General features: G+C 71.4%; 17 protein-coding genes. 10 read left to right on the top strand and 7 right to left on the bottom strand.

The annotated features are described in order from the left end of the window. Nucleotides 1–70 precede the first annotated feature (70 nt). Complete coding sequence (locus LG395_RS35635; protein WP_225812996.1) at nucleotides 71–1,231, top strand: Gfo/Idh/MocA family protein; 1,161 nt, start codon at nucleotides 71–73, stop codon at nucleotides 1,229–1,231. Here LG395_RS35635 and LG395_RS35630 read toward each other — a convergent pair. Next, nucleotides 1,212–2,243 carry a LacI family DNA-binding transcriptional regulator gene (locus LG395_RS35630; RefSeq protein ID WP_171150722.1) on the bottom strand — a complete coding sequence of 344 codons (1,032 nt, stop codon included), beginning with the start codon at nucleotides 2,241–2,243 and terminating at the stop codon, nucleotides 1,212–1,214. The two genes, LG395_RS35635 and LG395_RS35630, sit on opposite strands and share 20 nt — an antisense overlap. 110 nt (nucleotides 2,244–2,353) lie before the next feature. Here LG395_RS35630 and LG395_RS35625 point away from each other — a divergent pair, with 110 nt between their 5' ends. From LG395_RS35625 to LG395_RS35615, 3 genes are read left to right on the top strand one after another with little or no spacing between them, the layout of a single operon-like run. Then, on the top strand, nucleotides 2,354–3,520 hold the full coding sequence (locus tag LG395_RS35625) for a phytanoyl-CoA dioxygenase family protein (protein WP_225812995.1): 1,167 nt from the start codon (nucleotides 2,354–2,356) through the stop codon (nucleotides 3,518–3,520). Between the two features lie 8 nt (nucleotides 3,521–3,528). Next, nucleotides 3,529–4,305: an SDR family oxidoreductase gene (locus tag LG395_RS35620; RefSeq protein WP_225812992.1), complete on the top strand. Its 777-nt coding sequence runs from the start codon at nucleotides 3,529–3,531 to the stop codon at nucleotides 4,303–4,305. Nucleotides 4,306–4,337: 32 nt separating this feature from the next. Further along, complete coding sequence (locus LG395_RS35615; protein WP_225812991.1) at nucleotides 4,338–5,342, top strand: Gfo/Idh/MocA family protein; 1,005 nt, start codon at nucleotides 4,338–4,340, stop codon at nucleotides 5,340–5,342. Between the two features lie 49 nt (nucleotides 5,343–5,391). Here LG395_RS35615 and LG395_RS35610 read toward each other — a convergent pair whose 3' ends face one another. The 5 genes from LG395_RS35610 to LG395_RS35590 form a co-directional block, all read right to left on the bottom strand. Further along, nucleotides 5,392–5,586, bottom strand: coding sequence for a hypothetical protein (locus LG395_RS35610; RefSeq protein WP_225812989.1), 195 nt, complete (start codon nucleotides 5,584–5,586; stop codon nucleotides 5,392–5,394). A gap of 186 nt (nucleotides 5,587–5,772) precedes the next feature. After that, complete coding sequence (locus LG395_RS35605; protein ID WP_225812987.1) at nucleotides 5,773–6,681, bottom strand: sugar phosphate isomerase/epimerase family protein; 909 nt, start codon at nucleotides 6,679–6,681, stop codon at nucleotides 5,773–5,775. A 2-nt stretch (nucleotides 6,682–6,683) separates the two neighbouring features. Next, on the bottom strand, nucleotides 6,684–7,595 hold the full coding sequence (locus LG395_RS35600; RefSeq protein WP_171150734.1) for an ATP-binding cassette domain-containing protein: 912 nt from the start codon (nucleotides 7,593–7,595) through the stop codon (nucleotides 6,684–6,686). Nucleotides 7,596–7,598: 3 nt separating this feature from the next. Next, nucleotides 7,599–8,675, bottom strand: coding sequence for an ABC transporter permease (locus tag LG395_RS35595; RefSeq protein WP_171150736.1), 1,077 nt, complete (start codon nucleotides 8,673–8,675; stop codon nucleotides 7,599–7,601). Beyond that, nucleotides 8,675–9,694, bottom strand: a complete 1,020-nt coding sequence (locus tag LG395_RS35590; protein ID WP_225812985.1) for a sugar ABC transporter substrate-binding protein — start codon at nucleotides 9,692–9,694, stop codon at nucleotides 8,675–8,677. The genes LG395_RS35595 and LG395_RS35590 overlap by 1 nt, the downstream gene beginning before the upstream one ends. A 175-nt stretch (nucleotides 9,695–9,869) precedes the next feature. On the opposite strand from LG395_RS35590, the gene LG395_RS35585 reads away from it, so the two are divergent. From LG395_RS35585 to LG395_RS35565, 5 genes are all read left to right on the top strand, one after another. Beyond that, nucleotides 9,870–10,661: a GntR family transcriptional regulator gene (locus LG395_RS35585; protein ID WP_225812983.1), complete on the top strand. Its 792-nt coding sequence runs from the start codon at nucleotides 9,870–9,872 to the stop codon at nucleotides 10,659–10,661. A 268-nt stretch (nucleotides 10,662–10,929) separates the two neighbouring features. Next, nucleotides 10,930–12,243, top strand: coding sequence for an ABC transporter substrate-binding protein (locus tag LG395_RS35580; protein ID WP_171150741.1), 1,314 nt, complete (start codon nucleotides 10,930–10,932; stop codon nucleotides 12,241–12,243). An 8-nt stretch (nucleotides 12,244–12,251) separates the two neighbouring features. Next, the gene (locus tag LG395_RS35575; RefSeq protein WP_171150743.1) at nucleotides 12,252–13,232 is read left to right on the top strand and encodes a carbohydrate ABC transporter permease; all 981 of its coding nucleotides are present in this window, start codon (nucleotides 12,252–12,254) and stop codon (nucleotides 13,230–13,232) included. Next, on the top strand, nucleotides 13,229–14,116 hold the full coding sequence (locus LG395_RS35570; RefSeq protein WP_014676266.1) for a carbohydrate ABC transporter permease: 888 nt from the start codon (nucleotides 13,229–13,231) through the stop codon (nucleotides 14,114–14,116). Before LG395_RS35575 ends, LG395_RS35570 begins: the two co-directional genes overlap by 4 nt. Before the next feature lie 26 nt (nucleotides 14,117–14,142). Next, nucleotides 14,143–16,161 (top strand): beta-galactosidase, encoded by a 2,019-nt coding sequence (locus LG395_RS35565; protein ID WP_225812981.1) that lies wholly within the window; start codon nucleotides 14,143–14,145, stop codon nucleotides 16,159–16,161. 10 nt (nucleotides 16,162–16,171) lie between these two features. Here LG395_RS35565 and LG395_RS35560 read toward each other — a convergent pair whose 3' ends face one another. Beyond that, nucleotides 16,172–17,158: an aldo/keto reductase gene (locus LG395_RS35560; RefSeq protein WP_225812979.1), complete on the bottom strand. Its 987-nt coding sequence runs from the start codon at nucleotides 17,156–17,158 to the stop codon at nucleotides 16,172–16,174. 109 nt (nucleotides 17,159–17,267) lie between these two features. Here LG395_RS35560 and LG395_RS35555 point away from each other — a divergent pair, with 109 nt between their 5' ends. Continuing rightward, the gene (locus LG395_RS35555) at nucleotides 17,268–18,623 is read left to right on the top strand and encodes a cellulase family glycosylhydrolase (protein WP_263983436.1); all 1,356 of its coding nucleotides are present in this window, start codon (nucleotides 17,268–17,270) and stop codon (nucleotides 18,621–18,623) included. Nucleotides 18,624–18,647 lie beyond the last annotated feature (24 nt).

The following is an 18,647-nucleotide window of genomic DNA, read 5'->3' as shown; positions in this document are numbered from 1 at the left end:
TCCGAACAAAGGTGGCCACGGATCGCATCTGGACCGGTCCAACCGCCGGTGCCGAGGAAGAGGGGCTGTCATGGTGGACGCGCTCGGGGTCGCCGTCATCGGGTTCGGCTGGATGGGCCGGGTGCACACCCAGGCGTACGCCCGTCTCCCGCACCACTACCCCCGGTTGTCGCTGCGGCCCAGGCTGGTCACGGTCGCCGAGGAGGTGCCGGGGCGGGCGGAGGAGGCCGCCGAGCGGTTCGGGTTCGCCTCGGCGACCCGGGACTGGCGTGAGGTGGCCGCCGACCCGCGCGTGCGGGCGGTGAGCGTCACCGCGCCGAACTTCCTGCACCGGGAGATCGGCGTGGCGATGGCCGAGGCCGGCAAGCACCTGTGGATCGAGAAGCCGGTGGGCCTGACCGCCGGGGACGCCCGCGCGGTCGCCGATGCCGTCGCCCAGGCCGGCGTGCAGGGCACGGTCGGCTTCAACTACCGCAACGCGCCCGCCGTCGAGGCCGCCCGCGAGCTGATCGCCTCCGGTGGGATCGGCACGCCCACCCATGTCCGCATCCGCCTCTTCAGCGACTACGCGGCCCATCCGGACGGCGCCCTGACCTGGCGTTACGAGCGCGAGCGCGGCGGCAGTGGGGTGCTCGGCGACCTCGCCTCGCACGGCGCCGACCTGGCCCGCTTCCTCCTCGGCGACATCGCCTCGCTCACCGCGGACACCGCGGTCTTCGTCCCGGAGCGCGCCCGTCCGAGCGGCGCGACGGCCGGCCACGCCCTGGCCGCCGGCGGCGAGCCGGGTCCGGTCGAGAACGAGGACTACGTCAGCTGCCTGCTCCGCTTCGCCTCCGGGGCCCGGGGCGTCCTGGAGGCCTGCCGGGTCTCGGTCGGCGAGCAGAACAACTACGGCTTCGAGGTGCACGGCACCCGCGGCGCGGTGTTCTGGGACTTCCGCCGGATGAACGAGCTGAGGGTGAGCCGGGGCACGACGTACCAGGACCAGCCGGTGAGCACGGTGTACGTCGGCCCGGGTGCCGGCGAGTTCGCCGCGTTCCAGCCGGGCGCGGCCAACGCGATGGGCTACGACGACCTGAAGGTGATCGAGGCCTACCGCTTCGTCCGCTCCATCGCCGAGGGCACCCCGCATGGCACCACGCTCGCGGACGCGGTGTACAGCGCGACCGTGCTGGACGCGATGGCGGAGTCGGCCGCGAGCGGGGCGTGGGTCACGCTGCCGGGGTCGTAGGCATGTTGTACGGCGTGACCACCTGGATCGCGGACGGCAGCACCGGCCCGGCCGGCGGCAGCGCGCCGTGGAAGCGCATCACCTCGTGGCAGGCCTCGCGCAGGTCGTGCCGCAGATCGTGGTGGAGCACGGCGGACAGCCGGTGCTCGCGCAGCAGCCGGGTGTTGTCGTGGTCGAGGTCGTGCGCGACGAACACGGCGCACTCGCGGCCGAGGTCGGCGAAGGCCCGCAGGGTGGCGTTGTTGCCGCCGCCGATGGAGTACACCGCCAAGATCCCCGGGTCGCGTTCCAGGGCGGCGCGGACCAGGTCGTACTGCGTGGCGTCCAGGCCCTGACCCTCGGCGATCTCGACCAGCGTCCGCTCCGGGTGCAGGGCCCGCATGACGCCGCGGAAGCCCATCTCGCGCTCCTCCTCGTTGCGGAAGAAGCCGCTGCTGAGGCTGGTGAGCACGTTGCCGGGCCGGTCGCCGAGCCACTGGCCCGTCAGATAGGCGGCGGTCGCCCCGGCCGCCCGGTTGTCGATGCCGACGTAGGCGACGCGTCCGCTCGCCGGCAGGTCGGTGACCAGGGTGACGACCGGGACTCCGGCGGCGGTCAGCCGACCGACGGCCGCGGTGACCTCGGGGACGTCCGGCGCCTTGAGGATCACGCCCTGCGAGCCGCGCCGGGCGATCCGGTCGAGCGTGCCGACCAGTTCGCGGGCGGGGCCGGTCTCGCGGAAGTGGAAGCGGGAGCGCACCACGGCCGGGTGCAGGGCGGGCAGTTCGGCCTCCAGGGCGGCGCGCACGGCGGTGGTGAACCGCTCGGGCGCCTGGGCGACGATGTCGACCATGAAGGTGCGGCCGACCAGCCGGACCTGGGTGCGCTGGCGGTCCAGATCGGCGATGGCCCGGTGCACCTCCCGCGCGGTGCTCTCCCGCACCCCTCCCCTGCCGTTCAGCACGCGGTCCACGGTGGCCTCGCTGAGACCGGCCTGACGCGCGATCTCCCGGATCGGGAACGGGTGGCCCATGGACCGTCTCCTTGAGGGGTTTTTGATGGTCGTGTGCTGGTTGTTCGAGGGGTTTGTACTGACAACAATGACAGGACCGCGCCGCCGCCGAGACCGAAAGAGGGACACCGATGTCCGTCGCCGCCGTGCCAGGTCGCGCCTGGCTGTCCGAACAGGACTGCGATCTCGGCGCGTTCCGCGCCCTGGTGGAGCGGACCACGGACCCCGCCGGCTATCCGCACGCCGCGTCCGTCGTGGAGAACGTCCTCGTGTACGAGGGCGAGCGGCTGCGGACCGCCGGCGACCGGCACGCCCTGCGGGCCGAGCTGGTGCGGGCGCTCGCCGAGGGCCCCGGGATCGTCGTGGTCCGGGCTGCCTTCCCGGAGCCCGGCGTCGTCGACCGGGTCACGGCGGTGTTCGAGGCGCTGATCGCCGAGCAGCGGGCCGCGGGAGCGACCGCGGGCGACCACTTCGCCGCGCCGGGCGCCAACGACCGGGTGTGGAACGCGCTGGAGAAGACGGCCCTGTACGACGCGGAGGCGTTCGCCTGCTACTACGCCAACGACGTCCTGGCGCTGCTCGCCACGGCCTGGCTGGGCCCCGGCTACCAGGTCACCTCCCAGGTGAACGTCGTCAATCCGGGCGGCGCCGGACAGACCCCGCACCGGGACTACCACCTGGGCTTCCTGAGCAACGCGGTGGCCGCCGCCTACCCCGCGCACGTGCACCGCCTCTCCCCCGCGCTCACCCTCCAGGGCGCGGTCGCCCACTGCGCCATGCCGGTGGAGTCCGGGCCGACGCTGTACCTGCCGTACTCCCAGCTCTACGAGCCGGGCTACCTGGCCTGGCGGCTCCCGGAGTTCCGGGACCACTTCGCCGCCCACCACGTGCAGCTCCCGCTCGACAAGGGCGACGCCGTCTTCTTCAACCCGGCGCTCTTCCACGCCGCCGGCACGAACCGGACGGCGGACGTCCGGCGCACGGCCAACCTGCTGCAGATCTCGTCCGCGTTCGGCCGCGCGATGGAGAGCGTGGACCGCGAGGCGGTGACCAACGCGGTGTTCCCGGTGCTGCTGCGGCGCAAGGCGGCGGGCGCGTCCGAGGAGTGGCTGGACAACGTGATCGCCGCGAGCTCCGAGGGCTACCCCTTCCCCACCAACCTGGACAGCGATCCGCCGGTCGCCGGACTGGCCCCGCCCGCGCAGGCGGACCTGGTACGGCGGGCGCTGAGGGAGGCATGGCGCCCCGCGCGGCTGCGCGAGGAGCTGCGGACGGCGGCGGAACGCCGGGAGGGCTGAGGCGGGGCATGGGACTTCTCGACGACAAGGTCGTCCTGGTCAACGGCGGCACCCAGGGCGTGGGGGCCGCCGTCGCGCGGGCCGCCGTCCGCGAGGGCGCCGCCGTCGCGGTGAGCGGGCGGCGCCCGGAGGCGGGCGAGGCGCTGGTGGCGGAGCTGTCGGCGGCCGGCGGCAAGGCGGTGTACGTACGGGCCGACCTGGCGGACGCCGGGCAGGCCAAGGCGTCGGTCGCCCGGGTCGTGGACGCGTACGGCCGGATCGACTGCCTGGTCAACTCGGCCGGGCTGACCGCGCGGGGCACGCTGCTGGACACCACGCCGGAACTGTTCGACGCGCACATCGCGGTCAACCTCAAGGGCCCGTTCTTCGCGATGCAGGCGGCGGTCGCCGACATGACGGCCCGCGGGGCGTCCGGCACGATCGTCAACGTCATCACCTCGTCGGCGCACGGCGGACAGCCGTTCCTCGCGCCGTACGTCGCCGCCAAGGCCGGCCTCGCCGGCCTGACCCGGAACGCGGCGCACGCCCACCGCTGGGACCGGATCCGGATCAACGGGCTCAACATCGGCTGGACCGCGACCGAGGGCGAGGACGCCACCCAGCGGGCCTTCCACGGCGCCGGCGACGACTGGCGGGAGCGGGCGGCGGCCCGGCTGCCGATGGGCAGGCTCGGCCAACCGGAGGACATCGCGGACTTCGTGGTCTTCCTGCTGTCCGAGCGGTCCGGGGTGGTCACCGGCTCGGTGATCGACTGGGACCAGAACGTGCTCGGCGGCCTCGACTAGAACTCAGGCACGAACCCTAGGAGCAGCACCGCATGCGTATCGGAATCCTCGGCCTCGGCCGCATCGGCGCCTTCCACGCCGAGACCCTCTCCGGGCTGGACGCCGTCGAGTCGCTCGTCGTCGCCGACCCGTTCGCGGAGGCAGCCAAGGCCGCCGCCGAGCGGTTCGGGGCACAGGTCGCGGACTCGCCGGAGGCCCTCCTCGCGGCCGGCGTGGACGGCCTGGTCGTCGCGGCGGCCACCGACGCCCATCCCGCCCTGATCCTGGCCGGCGTCGAGGCCGGCGTCCCGGTCTTCTGCGAGAAGCCCGTCGCCAGGACGATGCGCGAGGGCGTCGAGGTCCTCGAGGCCGTGCGGGGCAGCGGCGTGCCGATCCAGATCGGCTACAACCGGCGCTTCGACGCGGGCTTCGTCGCCGCGCGGGCCGCCGTACAGGCCGGTGAGCTGGGCGTGCTGCACACGGTCCGCTCCACGACGCTGGACCCGGCGCCGCCGCCGGCCGCCTACGTCGCCGCCTCCGGCGGGATCTTCCGCGACTGCTCGGTGCACGACTTCGACATCATCCGCTGGGTGACGGGCCGTGAGGTCACCGAGGTGTACGCGGTCGGCGGCAACCGTGGCGCCGACTACATCAAGGCGGCGGGCGACGCCGACACCACCGGTGCCGTCCTGACCCTGGACGACGGCACGATCGCGGTGGTGTCCAACTCCCGGCACAACAAGCGCGGTTACGACGTGCGCATGGAACTGCACGGTTTCGCCGACTCGATCGCCGTCGGCCTGGACGACAAGCTGCCGCTGCGCTCGGTCGAGCCCGGTGTCACCTTCCCCGCCGGCACCCCGCACGACTTCTTCATGGACCGCTTCGCCGACGCCTACCGCGCCGAACTGACCGCGTTCACCGAGGTCGTGGCCGGGACCCGGACCTCGCCGTGCACCGTCGAGGACGCCCTGGAGGCCGGCTGGATCGCCGAGGCCTGCACGCTGTCCCTGCACGAGCACCGGCCGGTGACGCTCGCGGAGGTACGGGCGGCCTGACCGCACGGCGACGGCGCCGGGCACGGGCCCGGCGCCGTCGCCGTGTCGCTCAGCCGCAGTACCGGATCAGCCACTCGTCCGGGTTGTAGGTGTCCCGCGCCGGGTCCGGTACCGTCGCCGGCTTCGTCTCCACCGTGTCCTGCGGGCGTATCCGCTCCGGCAGCGCGCCGTAGCGGTCGCGGCGCCGGGCGACGGCGTCGGCCGGGTCCTGGGCCGTGGTGTGGGCGTCCGTACGCTGTGTCATCTCGTCCTCCCGTCCGCGCGGGCGTTCCCCGTTGTGGGTCAGACGTCCGCGTGTCCCCGTTGGTTCCCGGCCGCCCCGCGGGCGAATCCCCCGCAACAGCGCAGGAACCGGGCCGCGGTCGTCGGCACCGCGGCCCGGTTCCGGTGGAAGCGGGCGGCCCTCAGGCCCCTCGGCCGCCCGGGACCCTCAGGCCCCGCAGGACCGCAGGAAGCGCCGGGTGCGTACCGCGATCGGCAGCGGCTTGTCCGGCTCGCACGGGTACATGTCCTGCTCGACGATCGCGAACAGCTCCACGCCCAGCTTCTGCGCCGCCTCCAGCACCGGCCCCAGCTCCGGGACCCCGGAGGGCGGTTCGCACATCACCCCGCGCTGCACCGCCGGTCCGAACGGCACCCCGCCCGCGACCACCTCGGCGAGGAGGTCCGGGTCGACCTGCTTGAGGTGCAGGTACCCGACGCGCTCGCCGTAGGTCTCGATCAGCTTGACGCTGTCCCCGCCGCAGTAGGCGTAGTGCCCGGTGTCCAGGCAGAGGTTGACCAGCTCGCTGTCGGTCGAGTCCAGGAAGCGCTCGACGTGCTCCTCGGTGTCGATGTGGGTGTCGGCGTGCGGGTGCACGACGATGTCCAGGCCGTAGGTCTCCTTGACCTCGTGGCCGAGCCGTTCCATGCCCTTGGTCAGGTGGGCCCACTGCCCGGCGGTCAGCTCGGGCGGCTCCAGGATCTCGGCGGTCTTGTCGTCGCGCCAGAAGGAGGGGATGACGACCAGGTGCCGGGCGCCCATCGCCTGGGTGAGCGCGGCGACCTGGCTGACGTGCGCCCAGGTCTCCTCCCAGACGGCGGGGCCGCGGTGCATGCCGGTGAAGACGGTGCCCGCCGAGACCTTCAGGTTCCGTTTGGCCACCTCGTCGGCGAGCCGTGCCGGGTCGGTGGGGAGGTAGCCGTAGGGGCCGAGTTCGATCCAGTCGTAGCCGGCCTCGGCGACCTCGTCGAGGAAGCGTTGCCAGGGCACCTGCCGGGGGTCGTCGGGGAACCACACGCCCCAGGAGTCGGGGGCGGAGCCGACCCGGATGCGGTCGAGCGGAGTGGGGTGCGCCATGATCAGGGGGTTCCTTCCGGGGAGGTCGCCACGGGTGCGCCGAGGTCGCCGTCCTCGGGCAGTTCGTCCACGTCGACGCCGCGCACCTGGGCCAGCTCGTGCCTGAGCGCGGCGAGTTCGGCGCCGCCGGCCATGTGGTTGGTCAGCTCTTCGAGGCCGATCTCGCTGCGTTCGGCGCTCAGCTCCAGGGTGCCGAGGCGCAGGACGCTGAAGTGGTCGCCGACCATGTAGGCGTGGTGGGGGTTGTGGGTGATGAAGATGACGCCGAGGCCGCGGTCGCGGGCGGCCGCGATGTACTTGAGCACCACACCGGACTGCTTGACGCCGAGGGCGGCGGTGGGCTCGTCCAGGATGAGGACGCGGGCGCCGAAGTAGACGGCGCGGGCGATGGCGACGCACTGGCGCTGGCCGCCGGAGAGGGTGCCGATGGGCTGTTCCAGGTCGTCCAGGACGATGCCCATGTTGCGCAGTTCCTGGTCGGCGGTCTCCTTCATGCGGGCGATGTCGAGCCGGCGCAGCGGCCAGGGGCCCTTGGTCATCTCGGAGCCGAGGAAGAAGTTCCGCCACACCGGCATCAGCGGGACGGTGGCGAGGTCCTGGTAGACGGCGGCGATGCCCCGGTCCAGGGCCTCGCGCGGGGTGGTGAAGCGCACCGGCTGTCCGTCGACGAGGAACTCGCCCTCGGTGTGCTGATGCAGCCCTGAGATGATCTTGATGAGGGTGGACTTGCCGGCGCCGTTGTCGCCGAGCACGCAGGTCACCCGGCCGGCGTGGACCTTCAGGTCGACACCGTGCAGGGCGCGGATGTTGCCGTAGGACTTGCCGGCGCCGCGGAGTTCGACCAGGAGCCCGTCGGGGCCGGGTGCACCGTCCTGGAGGACGGCGCCGTGGGTGCCCGTGGTGTTGTCGGTCATCGCTTACCTCCGGGTCGCCGTGCGCTGGACCCACAGATTGATCAGGACGGCGCCGAGGAGCATCACGCCGAGGAAGGCCTTGAACCAGTCGGGGTTCCAGCCGGCGTAGACGATGCCCTGCTGCACCATGCCGAACATGAAGGCGCCGAAGACCGGGCCGATCGCGGAGCCGTAGCCGCCGGTGAGCAGGCAGCCGCCGATGACGGCCGCGGCGATGTAGATCAGCTCCTGGCCGACGCCCTCGCCGGACTGCACGGTGTTGAACGAGAACAGGTTGTGCATGCCGACGAACCAGGCGCCGAAGCCGACCAGCATGAACAGGGTGATCTTGGTGAACCGCACCGGGACGCCGACCGCGCGGGCGCTGTCCTTGTTGCCGCCGACCGCGAAGACCCAGTTGCCGTACTTGGTGCGCAGCAGCACCCAGGTGGCGAGGGCCGCGAAGACCAGCCACCAGATCACGGTGATCTTCACCTGGACCCCGCCCACGTCGAAGGAGGAGGCGAAGATCTTCCGAGCCTGGTCGAAGCCGTCCATGTCGCTGATGTCGTCGGTGGCGACATTGCCGGTGACGAGCTTGGTGACGGCGAGGTTGGTGCCCTGGAGGATCAGGAAGGTGCCCAGGGTGACCAGGAAGCTGGGCAGCCCGGTCTTCACCACCATCCAGCCGTTGAAGGCGCCGATCGCGAGGGACGCGATCAGGGCGACGATCACGCCGGTCCACACGTTCACGGTGAGCTGGTAGCTGAGCATGCTCGCGGTGAGCGCCGAGGAGATCACGGCGACGCCGGAGGAGAGGTCGAACTCCCCGCCGATCATCAGCAGGGCCACGGGGAGGGCCATGATGCCGATGGTCGAGGACTGGTAGAGGATGTTCGCCATCGAGCTGCCGTCGCGCACCGGCGGCGCCGTGATCAGGAAGAAGACCAGGACGGCGACGGCGCCGAGGAAGACACCCACCTCGGGCCGGGCCAGCACCCTCAGGGCCGGCGGGCGCCGGGCGGTGCGGCCGTCGGTCTGCTTCGGGCCGGCCGCCGGCGAGCCGCCGACCGCCGGCTCAGCCTGCTGGGCCATGCTCATCACCGGGTGCCCTTCGCGGCGAACCCGGCGACCTTGTCGACGTTGGACTTGTCCACGAAGGCCGGGCCGGTGAGCACGGCCTGCTCGCCGCCGCCGCTGTAGTTGCCGTTGTTCTTGTAGAGCCACAGCGAGTCGACCGCCAGGTAGCCCTGGAGGTAGGGCTGCTGGTCGACGGCGAACTCGATGGTGCCCTTCTGCACCGCCTTGACCAGTTCCTTGTTGAGGTCGAAGGTGGCCACCTTCGCCTTGCTGCCCGCGTCGCCGACCGACTGCACCGCGGTCAGCGCGAAGGGGGCACCGAGGGTGACGACGGTGTCGACGGAGTCGTCCTGCTTGAGCTTGGCCGTGATGGTCGACTTCACCGACGGCATGTCGGTGCCGTTCACGTACAGGGTCTCAGTGGTGCCCTTGAACGTCTTCTTCACGCCGTCGCAGCGCTGGGTGAGGCCCACGTTGCCCTGTTCCTGGATCACGCAGACGATCTTCTTCGCGCCGGTGGTGTTCAGTTTGTTGCCGAACGCCTCGCCCGCCACGCTCTCGTCCTGCCCGAAGAACTCCAGCAGGCCGAGCTTCTTCCAGTCGCTCAGTCCGGAGTTGAGGCCGACCACCGGGATGCCGGCCTGCTCGGCCTTGGCGATGGCGCCCTTCATCGCGTCGGGCTTGGCCAGGGTGACCGCGATGCCGTCGACCTTCTGGTCGATGGCGTTCTGCACGTAGTTGGCCTGGTTGCCGGCGTTCGGGTCGGCGGAGTAGATCAGCTTGATGTTGTCCTTGGCCGCCGCGGCCTCCGCGCCCTTGCGGACGGTGTCCCAGAAGGTGTCGCCGGGCGCCTGGTGGGTGACGAGGGCGACGGTCATGCGGGGGGTGCCGGCCTTGCCCGCGGCGGGGTTCGCCGCTTCCTCCTCGGCCTTCTTGCCGCCGGAACCGCTGGAACAGCCGGCGAGGGTGAGGGCTGCCGCGGCGGCCACCGCCACGAAGGGGGCCAGTCTGCGGGAGCGGGGACGAGAAGAGCGGTCCATCTTTCCAGCACCTCACTGTGCGTGCGACGGGGCAAGGACGCTGTTGCGTTGGGACGGGATACAAGCCTCTGTCGCGCCCGCTGTCAATACTTTGTTAAGACATCATTTCACAAGCAGGTCCGAATGTAAGTACAAAGCATTGACACCTTCGGCGCCGGGACATACACCTGGGGCCATGAGCCCAGTACACCGCACCCCGCAGCGAACGGCACCGGGTGATCGCGCGCTGGATCCCGTGACCTTCGCCCTGGACCGGTCGAGCCCGGTTCCGTTGTACTACCAGCTCGCCCGGCACCTGGAGGCGGCCATCCAGCGCGGCGCGCTGGTGCCAGGGGACCTGCTCGGCAACGAGGTCGACCTGTCGGTGCGGCTCGGGCTGTCCCGGCCCACCGTCCGCCAGGCGATCCAGTCCCTGGTCGACAAGGGGCTGCTGGTGCGCCGCCGCGGGGTCGGTACGCAGGTGGTGCACAGCCAGGTCAGACGCCCGCTGGAACTGAGCAGCCTCTACGACGACCTGGAGTCGGCCGGACAGGGCCCGACCACCCGGGTGCTGCGCAACGAGCGGATCGCGGCGCCCGCCGACGTGGCCGCCGCCCTGGGGCTCCCGGAGGGCGCCGAGGTCGTCGTACTGGAGCGACTGCGCAGCACGCACGGCCGGCCCGTGGCGTTCCTGCGCAACCACCTGCCCGCCTCGCTGCTCGAACCCGGCACCGTACGGCTGGAGTCCACGGGCCTGTACCGGCTGCTGCGCGCCGCCGGGATCGTCCTGCACAGCGCCCGTCAGTCCATCGGCGCCCGCGCCGCGAGCGCCGAGGAGGGCGCCCTGCTTCAGGAGCCGGAGGGAGCGGCCCTGCTCACCATGCGGCGCACCGCCTACGACGACGCGGGCCGGCCGGTGGAGCACGGCAGCCACGTCTACCGGGCGTCCCGGTACGCCTTCGACTTCCAACTGCTGGTCAGGAGCTGAAACGGAACGATCTGTTTCACACAGCCCCCTCGGCCGCCCCGGCCGAGGGGGCCGATGCGTCCCGGCGTCGTCAACTGCGCAGGTGACGGTGACGATTACGTTTCGGGCAAGAGACACCCCAGTGCGACCGGAGCTATTGACGCATGAGCGGACATGGGGCTGTTATTACGCCCACGATGTTCGGTCGAGTTGGTTTCTGAGCGGTTTCGAACTTTTCGGTGATCAACTCATCCCCTTGGCCGAACCCTGGTATGCATCAGGAGCCGCCATGCGCCTCTCGCCCTCCGGTCTCTCCGTCCCGGGTCCCAGCCGCCGATCCCTGCTGCGCGGAGCGGGCGGTGCCGCCCTGCTCGCAGGCGCCGGCATACCCCTGCTGTCCGCCTGCGGAGGCAGCGGTTCCGGATCCGACCCGAAGGCCGTCTCCCTGGGCTCGAACGCCTCCGACGCGGTGCCCAAGAAGGCCTACGAGAGCGTCTACGCGGCCTTCAAGAAGCAGTCCGGCATCAGCGTGGATGTCAACACCAAGGACCACAACACCTTCCAGGAGCAGATCAACTCGTATCTGCAGGGCACGCCGGACGACGTGTTCAACTGGTTCGCCGGCTACCGCATGCAGTTCTTCGCGGCCAAGGGCCTGGCCAGCCCGATCGACGACGTGTGGGCGAAGATCGGGGACAACTTCCCCGAGGCGATGAAGAAGCTCAGCAAGGGCGCGGACGGCAAGTACTACTTCGTGCCGCTGACCACCTACCCGTGGGCGGTGTTCTACCGCAAGAGCGTCTTCCAGCAGCACGGTTACAAGGTCCCGGCCACCTGGGACGACCTGGTCGCCCTGTGCAAGCAGATGAAGAAGGACGGCCTGGTTCCGATCGCCTTCGGCGACAAGGACGCCTGGCCGGCGATGGGCACCTTCGACCAGATCAACTTCCGGCTCAACGGCTACGACTTCCACGTCCAGCTGATGGCCGGCAAGGCGTCCTGGACCGACGCCAAGGTGAAGGACGTCTTCGACCACTGGGCCGAGCTCCTCCCCTACCACCAGGACGGCTTCATGGGCCGCACCTGGCAGGACGCCGCGCAGACGCTGGTGTCCAAGAAGGCCGGCATGTACCTCCTCGGCTCCTTCGTGGCCCAGCAGTTCACCAACAAGGCCGACCTGGACGACCTCGACTTCTTCGCCTTCCCGGAGATCAACTCCGCCTACGGCCAGGACACCGTCGAGGCGCCGACCGACGGCTTCATGGTGAGCAAGTCCCCGAAGAACCACGCGGGCGTCGTCAAGCTGCTGGAGTACCTGGGCAGCCCGGCGGCCGAGGAGCTGTACCTGAAGACCGACCCGAGCGTGGTCGCCGCCTCCAGCAAGGCCGACACCTCCTCCTACTCGGCGCTCCAGAAGAAGGCGTTCGAGATGATCGGCAGCGCCAAGAGCCTCACCCAGTTCATGGACCGCGACAGCCGCCCCGACTTCACCTCCACGGTGATGCAGCCGGGCCTGCAGAAGTTCCTCCAGAACCCCAAGGGCGTGGACAGTCTGCTGTCGTCCATCGAACGCCAGAAGAAGACCATCTTCGCGTCCTCGTGAGCGGCCCGATGAGCACCGACACGACGACGAAGACCCCGGAGCCGGCGGCCGTGCCGGCTCCGGGGGCCGCGCCCGAGAAGAAGCGGGTCTCGCGGGGCCACCGGCGCCTGCTGACCCGCCGTGACCGGTTCACGCTCGCCCTCATGGCGGGCGTGCCGACCGTCCTGCACGTGATCCTCGTCTGGTTCACGGCCCTCGCCTCGATCCTCCTCGCCTTCACCACCTGGGACGGCATCGGGTTCGACTCCATCAAGTGGGTCGGCCTCGACAACTTCCGGCAGCTGTTCACCGACAACCCGCAGTTCTGGCCCGCCGTCCAGCACAACGTCATCTGGTTCGTCGTACTGATCCTGATCCCGACGCCGTTCGGCCTGTTCCTCGCCGTCCAGCTCGACAAGCGGATCCGGTTCAGCCGCGTCTACCAGACCGCGTACTTCCTGCCCGTCGTCATCTCGATGGCGTGCATCGGCTTCGTCTGGCAGCTGGTCTACAACCCGGACACGGGCCTGATCAACAGCATCATCGGCGCCAACAAGCCCGGCCACTACATCGACTGGATCGGCGACCCCGACCTCAACCTGTGGGCCGTGCTGATCGCCGCGTCCTGGCGGCACACCGGCTACATGATGATCCTGTACCTGGCCGGCCTGAAGAGCGTCGACCCCTCGCTCCGGGAGGCGTCCGCGCTGGACGGCGCCAACGAGTGGCAGACGTTCAAGAACGTCATCTTCCCGACCCTGCGCCCGACCAACACGGTCGTCCTCGTCGTCACCATCATCGAGGCACTGCGCGCCTTCGACCTGGTCTTCGTCTTCAACAAGGGCGCCCAGGGCACGGAGTTGCTGTCGATCCTGGTCACCAACAACATCATCGGCGAGTCCAGCCGCATCGGATACGGCTCCGCCATCGCCGTCGTCCTGCTGGTGATCTCCCTCGCCGTCATCATCCCGTACCTGATCGCCACCTTCCGGAAGGAGCGGCGCGCATGAGCACCGTGAGCGCCCTGGGAAAGCGGCGTACCCCCGTCCGGCCGGCCCGGATCCTGCTGCACGTCTTCCTCGCGGGCACCGCCCTCGCCTGGCTGGCGCCCCTGCTCTGGGCGGTCTTCTCGGCCCTGCGCCCGTACAGCGAGACCAGCGCCAAGGGCTACGTGTCCTGGCCGGACACGCTGAACTTCGACAACTTCACGAACGCGTTCCAGCAGTCCGACATGCTGCACTACTTCGGCAACACGCTGATCATCGCGGTGCCGGCCGTACTGCTGACGCTGTTCCTGTCGTCGATGGTCGCCTTCTACGTCAGCCGCTTCGACTTCCGGGTGAACCTGGCGCTGCTGCTGGTGTTCACGGCGGGCAACCTGCTGCCGCAGCAGGTCATCATCACCCCGCTGTACCGGCTGTACCTGCTCACCGACCTGCCGGGCATCACCGCGAGCGGCAAGCTGTACGACTCCGCGCTGGGCCTGGTCCTGATCCACGTGGCGTTCCAGTCCGGCTTCTGCGCGTTCGTGCTGAGCAACTACATGCGCTCGCTGCCGCACGAGCTGACCGAGGCCGCGCTGGTCGACGGCGCCTCCGTGTGGCGGCTGTACTGGCAGATCACGCTGCCGCTGTGCAAGCCGGCGATGGCGGCCCTGGCGACCCTGCTGTCCATCTGGATCTACAACGACTTCTTCTGGGCCCTCGTGCTGATCTCCACCGGTGAGAACATGCCGATCACCTCGGCGCTGAACAACCTCTCCGGGCAGTACTTCACCGACCCCAACCTGGTCGCCGCCGGCGCCCTGCTGACCGCGATCCCCACCCTGGTCGTGTACTTCGTGCTCCAGCGCCAGTTCGTCAGCGGCCTGACCCTGGGCTCCAACAAGGGCTGACGGGCCCGCACCCGAAAGAGAACACCGTGAAGCGCACCCTGTCCGTCCCCGGCATCGCCTACGGCGGCGACTACAACCCCGAGCAGTGGCCCGAGGAGGTGTGGGCCGAGGACATGCGCCTGATGCGCGAGGCCGGGGTGAACCTGGTCAGCGTCGGCATCTTCTCGTGGGCGCTGCTGGAACCGTCCGAGGGCGTGTACGACTTCTCGCGCCTGGACAAGGTCCTGGACCTGCTGCACGACAACGGCATCGCCGCCGACCTGGCCACGCCCACGGCGGCGCCGCCGGCCTGGTTCTTCCGGGCCCACCCGGAGGCCCTGCCGGCCGACCGGGACGGCCGCACCCTCTCCTACGGCAGCCGCCAGACGTTCTGCCCGTCCAGCCCCGCCTACCGGCAGGCCGCGCTGCGCATCGCGGGCGCGCTCGCCGGGCGGTACGCGGACCACCCGGCGGTCCGCATGTGGCACGTGCACAACGAGTACGGCTGCCACAACGCGGCCTGCTACTGCGACACCAGCGCCGCGGCCTTCCGGCGCTGGCTGCGCGACCGCTACGGCGACGACCTGGCGGCCCTCAACCACGCCTGGGGCACCGCGTTCTGGTCCCAGTGGTACTACGACTGGGAGGAGGTGCTGCCGCCGCGCGCCACCGGCGCCGTGTCCAACCCGACGCACCAGCTGGACTGGCGGCGGTTCTGCTCCGACGAACTGCTGTCGCTGTACACGGCGGAACGGGACGTGCTCCGGGCGGCGGCGCCCACGGTCCCGGCCACCACCAACTTCATGGTGAACTTCAGCTTCGACGCCCTGGACTACTGGCGCTGGGCCCCCGAGCTGGACCTCGTCTCCAACGACCACTACCTGCGGTCCACGGACCCCGAGCCGCAGATCGACATCGCGCTCAGCGGCGACCTGACGCGTTCGCTCGCACACGGCCCGTGGCTGCTGATGGAGCACTCGACCGGCGCGGTGAACTGGCAGCCCGTCAACCGGGCCAAGAGCCCCGGTCAGCTGCGCCGGGACGCGCTCGCCCACGTGGCGCGCGGCGCGGACGGCATCGCCTACTTCCAGTGGCGCCAGTCCAAGGCGGGTGCCGAGCAGTGGCACTCGGCGATGGTGCCGCACGCCGGGACGGACAGCCGGATCTGGCAGGACGTGGTCCGGCTCGGCGCCGACCTGAAGGCGCTGGCCGAGGTGCGCGGCAGCACCGGCACCGCCGAGGTCGCGATCGTGTGGGAGTGGGACGCCCGCTGGGCCCTGGAACTCCCCTCCCAGCCGAGCGGCGAGCTGCGCTACCTGGACCTGGTGCGGGCCTGGTACGAGCCGCTGTGGCGGTCGGGCGTGGCCGTGGACTTCGTCCGGCCGGACGCGGACCTGACCGGCTACCGGCTGGTGCTGGCCCCGAACCTGTACCTGGTCGACGAGGCGGGCGCCGCGAACCTCACCTCGTACGCCGCCGGGGGCGGCACCCTGGCGGTCGGCTTCCACAGCGGAGCGGTCGACGAGAACTGCCATGCCCGGCTGGGTGGTTACCCCGGGGCGTTCCGGGAGGTGCTGGGCGTCCGCTCCGACGAGCCGTTCCCGCTGCTGCCCGGGGAACCGGTCGCGCTGAGCGGTGCCGTGCCGGACGGGGCGACGGGCTCCCTGTGGTCGGAGCGGCTGCGGCTCGCGGGCGCCGAGGCGGTCGCCTCGTACGCCGACGGGCCCCTGGCGGGGGTCCCGGCGGTGACCCGGCTGGCGCACGGCACCGGCTCCGCCTGGTACCTGGCCACCCTGCCGGACCCGGTCACCCTGGCCGCGCTGCTGGACCGCGTCCGCGAGGAGGCGGGCGTCGCTCCGGTGCGGACCGCCCCGCCCGGGGTGGAGGTGGCCCGCCGGCGTGGCCCGGAGGCGGACTACCTGTTCGTCATCGACCACACCGGGCAGGGCGCCGAAGTCCCGGTGGCCGAGGGCTCGTTCGAGCTGCTGACCGGCAAGGAGACGTCCGGCGCGGTCACCGTCGCCCCCGGCGACGTGGCCGTCGTCCGCGAACCACGCGATCAGTAGGCGGCGCGGCTCAGTGAGCCGCGTCCAGCCGGGCGCGCTGTTCCCCGGTGAGTTCCAGGTCGACGGCGGCGAGGCTCTCGTCGAGCTGGGCCACCGAGGAGGCGCCGACGAGCGGGATCACGGGCAGCTCACCGCCCAGCTGCCAGGCGAGCACGACCTGGTTGGCGGTCGCCCCGGTCTCCCGGGCCACCTCGCGCAGCACCGCGAGCCGGGCCGGGGTGCCGGGGTGGTCGTAGTCCGGCGGCAGCGGCTTGTCGGCGCGGGTGTAGGCGCCGGTGAGCAGCGGTGAGTAGGCGACCAGGGTCAGCCCCGGTTCCGCCCGCAGGTAGTTCAGGAGCTGGGCGTCCGCGCCGCCGAGGCTGCCGTCCGGGAACAGCTCGCTCGGCACGTCCGTGCGCGGGCGGAGGTAGCTGTGCTGGTACTGGAGCACCTCGTACCCCGGCAGTCCCGCCGCCGCCGCGAGGGCGCGGGCGCGTTCCACCCGCCACACGGCGTGGTTGCTGACGCCGAGCAGGCCGACGGTGCCCTCGGCGACGAGCGCGGCGAAGCCCTCGACGGTCTCCGCGAGCGGGACGGCGGGGTCCTCTATGTGCGCGTAGAGCAGGTCCAGCCGGTCCACGCCGAGCAGTTCCCGGCTGCGTTCGGCCGACTCCCGGATGACCTTGGCGGACAGGCCCTCGGCGTTGTCGGTGTAGCTGGTGCCGGGGGCGAGGGGCCGGGCGCCGAGCTTGGTGGCGATGACGATCTCGTCGCCGACGCCCCGGCTGCGCCGCCACCGCCCGAGCAGTTCCTCGCTCTGACCGCCCTGGCCGCCGTCCTCCCAGAAGGCGTAGCTGTCGGAGGTGTCGATGAAGGTCCCGCCCGCCTCGACATAGCGGTCGAGGACGGCGAAGGAGGTCTTCTCGTCGGTGCGCGACCCGAACAGCATCGCGCCGAGCGCGAGCACGCTCACCTCCCGGCGGGTGGCCGGATCGGTGCCGATGGTGCGGTATTTCATGCTGGTCCTCCTCGTGCATGGCTGGTAGCACGGAAGTGTTCAGCTTGAAGTGCACACGAAGTCAAGGAACTCGACGCCGGCTTCCCGGAGGTCTCCCGTGCTGCGAGCGATGCTGACGGCGGGCGCGGTCCTCGCCGCCCTCCTCACCCCCGCCACCGCCCACGCCGAGGGGACCGGGCGGGACGTCCCCCGGCTCACCGACCGGGACGGACGGGTCCTCACCCTGCACGGCTGGAACATCGAGGACAAGGCGCACCGGGGCGAGGAGGCCCTGTCCGCCGTCACCGAACGCCAGCTGCGCGACCTGCGGGCCCGGGGCTTCGACTTCGCCCGGCTGCTGGTGTTCTGGGACGACCTGGAACCCACACCGGGGCACTACAGCCGCGGTTACCTGGAGAAGATCGAGCGCGTCCTGGACTGGGCCCACCGCCATGACGTGAAGGTCGTCCTCGACGCCCACCAGGACGTCTTCGGCCCCGCCTTCGGCCATCGCGGCATCCCCGCGTGGGCGACCCGGACCGACGGGCTGCCGTTCACCGCGCACCCGGACGACTGGTTCGCCGAGTACTTCGAACCCGCCGTGCAGCGCGCCTTCACGCATCTCTACGAGGACGCGGACCTCCGGCGCGCCCAGGCCGGGATGTGGCGCGCGCTCGCCGCCCGCTTCGCCCGCCACCCGGCCGTGCTCGGCTACGACCTGATCAACGAGCCGATGGGTGAGCCGGAGCCCGGGGAGGACCTGCCGACGGCCGCGCGCCGCGTCGAACGCGAGCAGCTGACGCCGATGTACGACCGCCTCGCCCGCGCCGTCCGTTCGGCCGACCGGGACGCCTGGCTGTTCGTCGAGCCGACCCCGGTCGTGGGCGAGGGCGTGCCGACCGGACTCGGCCGCGTCCACGACCCCCGGGTGGTGTACGCGCCGCACTTCTACGACACGGCCATGGAGGCCGGCGCCGACTACGACCCCGGGGCGGGCTGGATCGAGGCGTACGAGCGGGCGGTCACCGCGTACCCGAAGCGGTACCGGGTCCCGGTGGTGGTCGGCGAGTGGGGTGCGCCGGACAGCTCCCTGCCGCACATGGACCGCTTCTACCGGGACGCGATGGCCTCTCTCGGCCGCTACGCGTCCGGCTGGGCGGGTTACGTCTGGTGCTACGGCGGCGGGTACTGCGCGGTGGACGGCACCGGCGCCTTCCGCCCCCGCAAGGAGCTGACCGCCGAGCCGTACGCGGAGGCGGTGGCGGGCACGGTCCGCTCCGCCGCGTACGACGCCGGTACGGGCGTGTACCGGCTGGTCTACCGCGCGGCGCCGCACGGCTCCCGGGTGACCGAACTGTCCCTGCCGCCGGGCTCCTGGCGGGTCACGGCCGAGGGCGGCGCGGGCGTCGTGCGCCGGACGGCCGGCCGGGCCCTGGTGGCGGCCGTCCCGGGCGGTCTGGTGACCGTCACCGTGGAGCGGGGCTGACGCGCCGTGGCCCGTCCCCCCGGC

It is taken from the genome of Streptomyces spinosus (assembly GCF_020400655.1).
Taxonomy (GTDB): Bacteria; Actinomycetota; Actinomycetes; order Streptomycetales; family Streptomycetaceae; genus Streptomyces; species Streptomyces argyrophylli.
The sequence above is the reverse complement of the archived record's forward strand: the minus strand, read 5'-3'. Positions and strand labels throughout refer to the sequence as shown.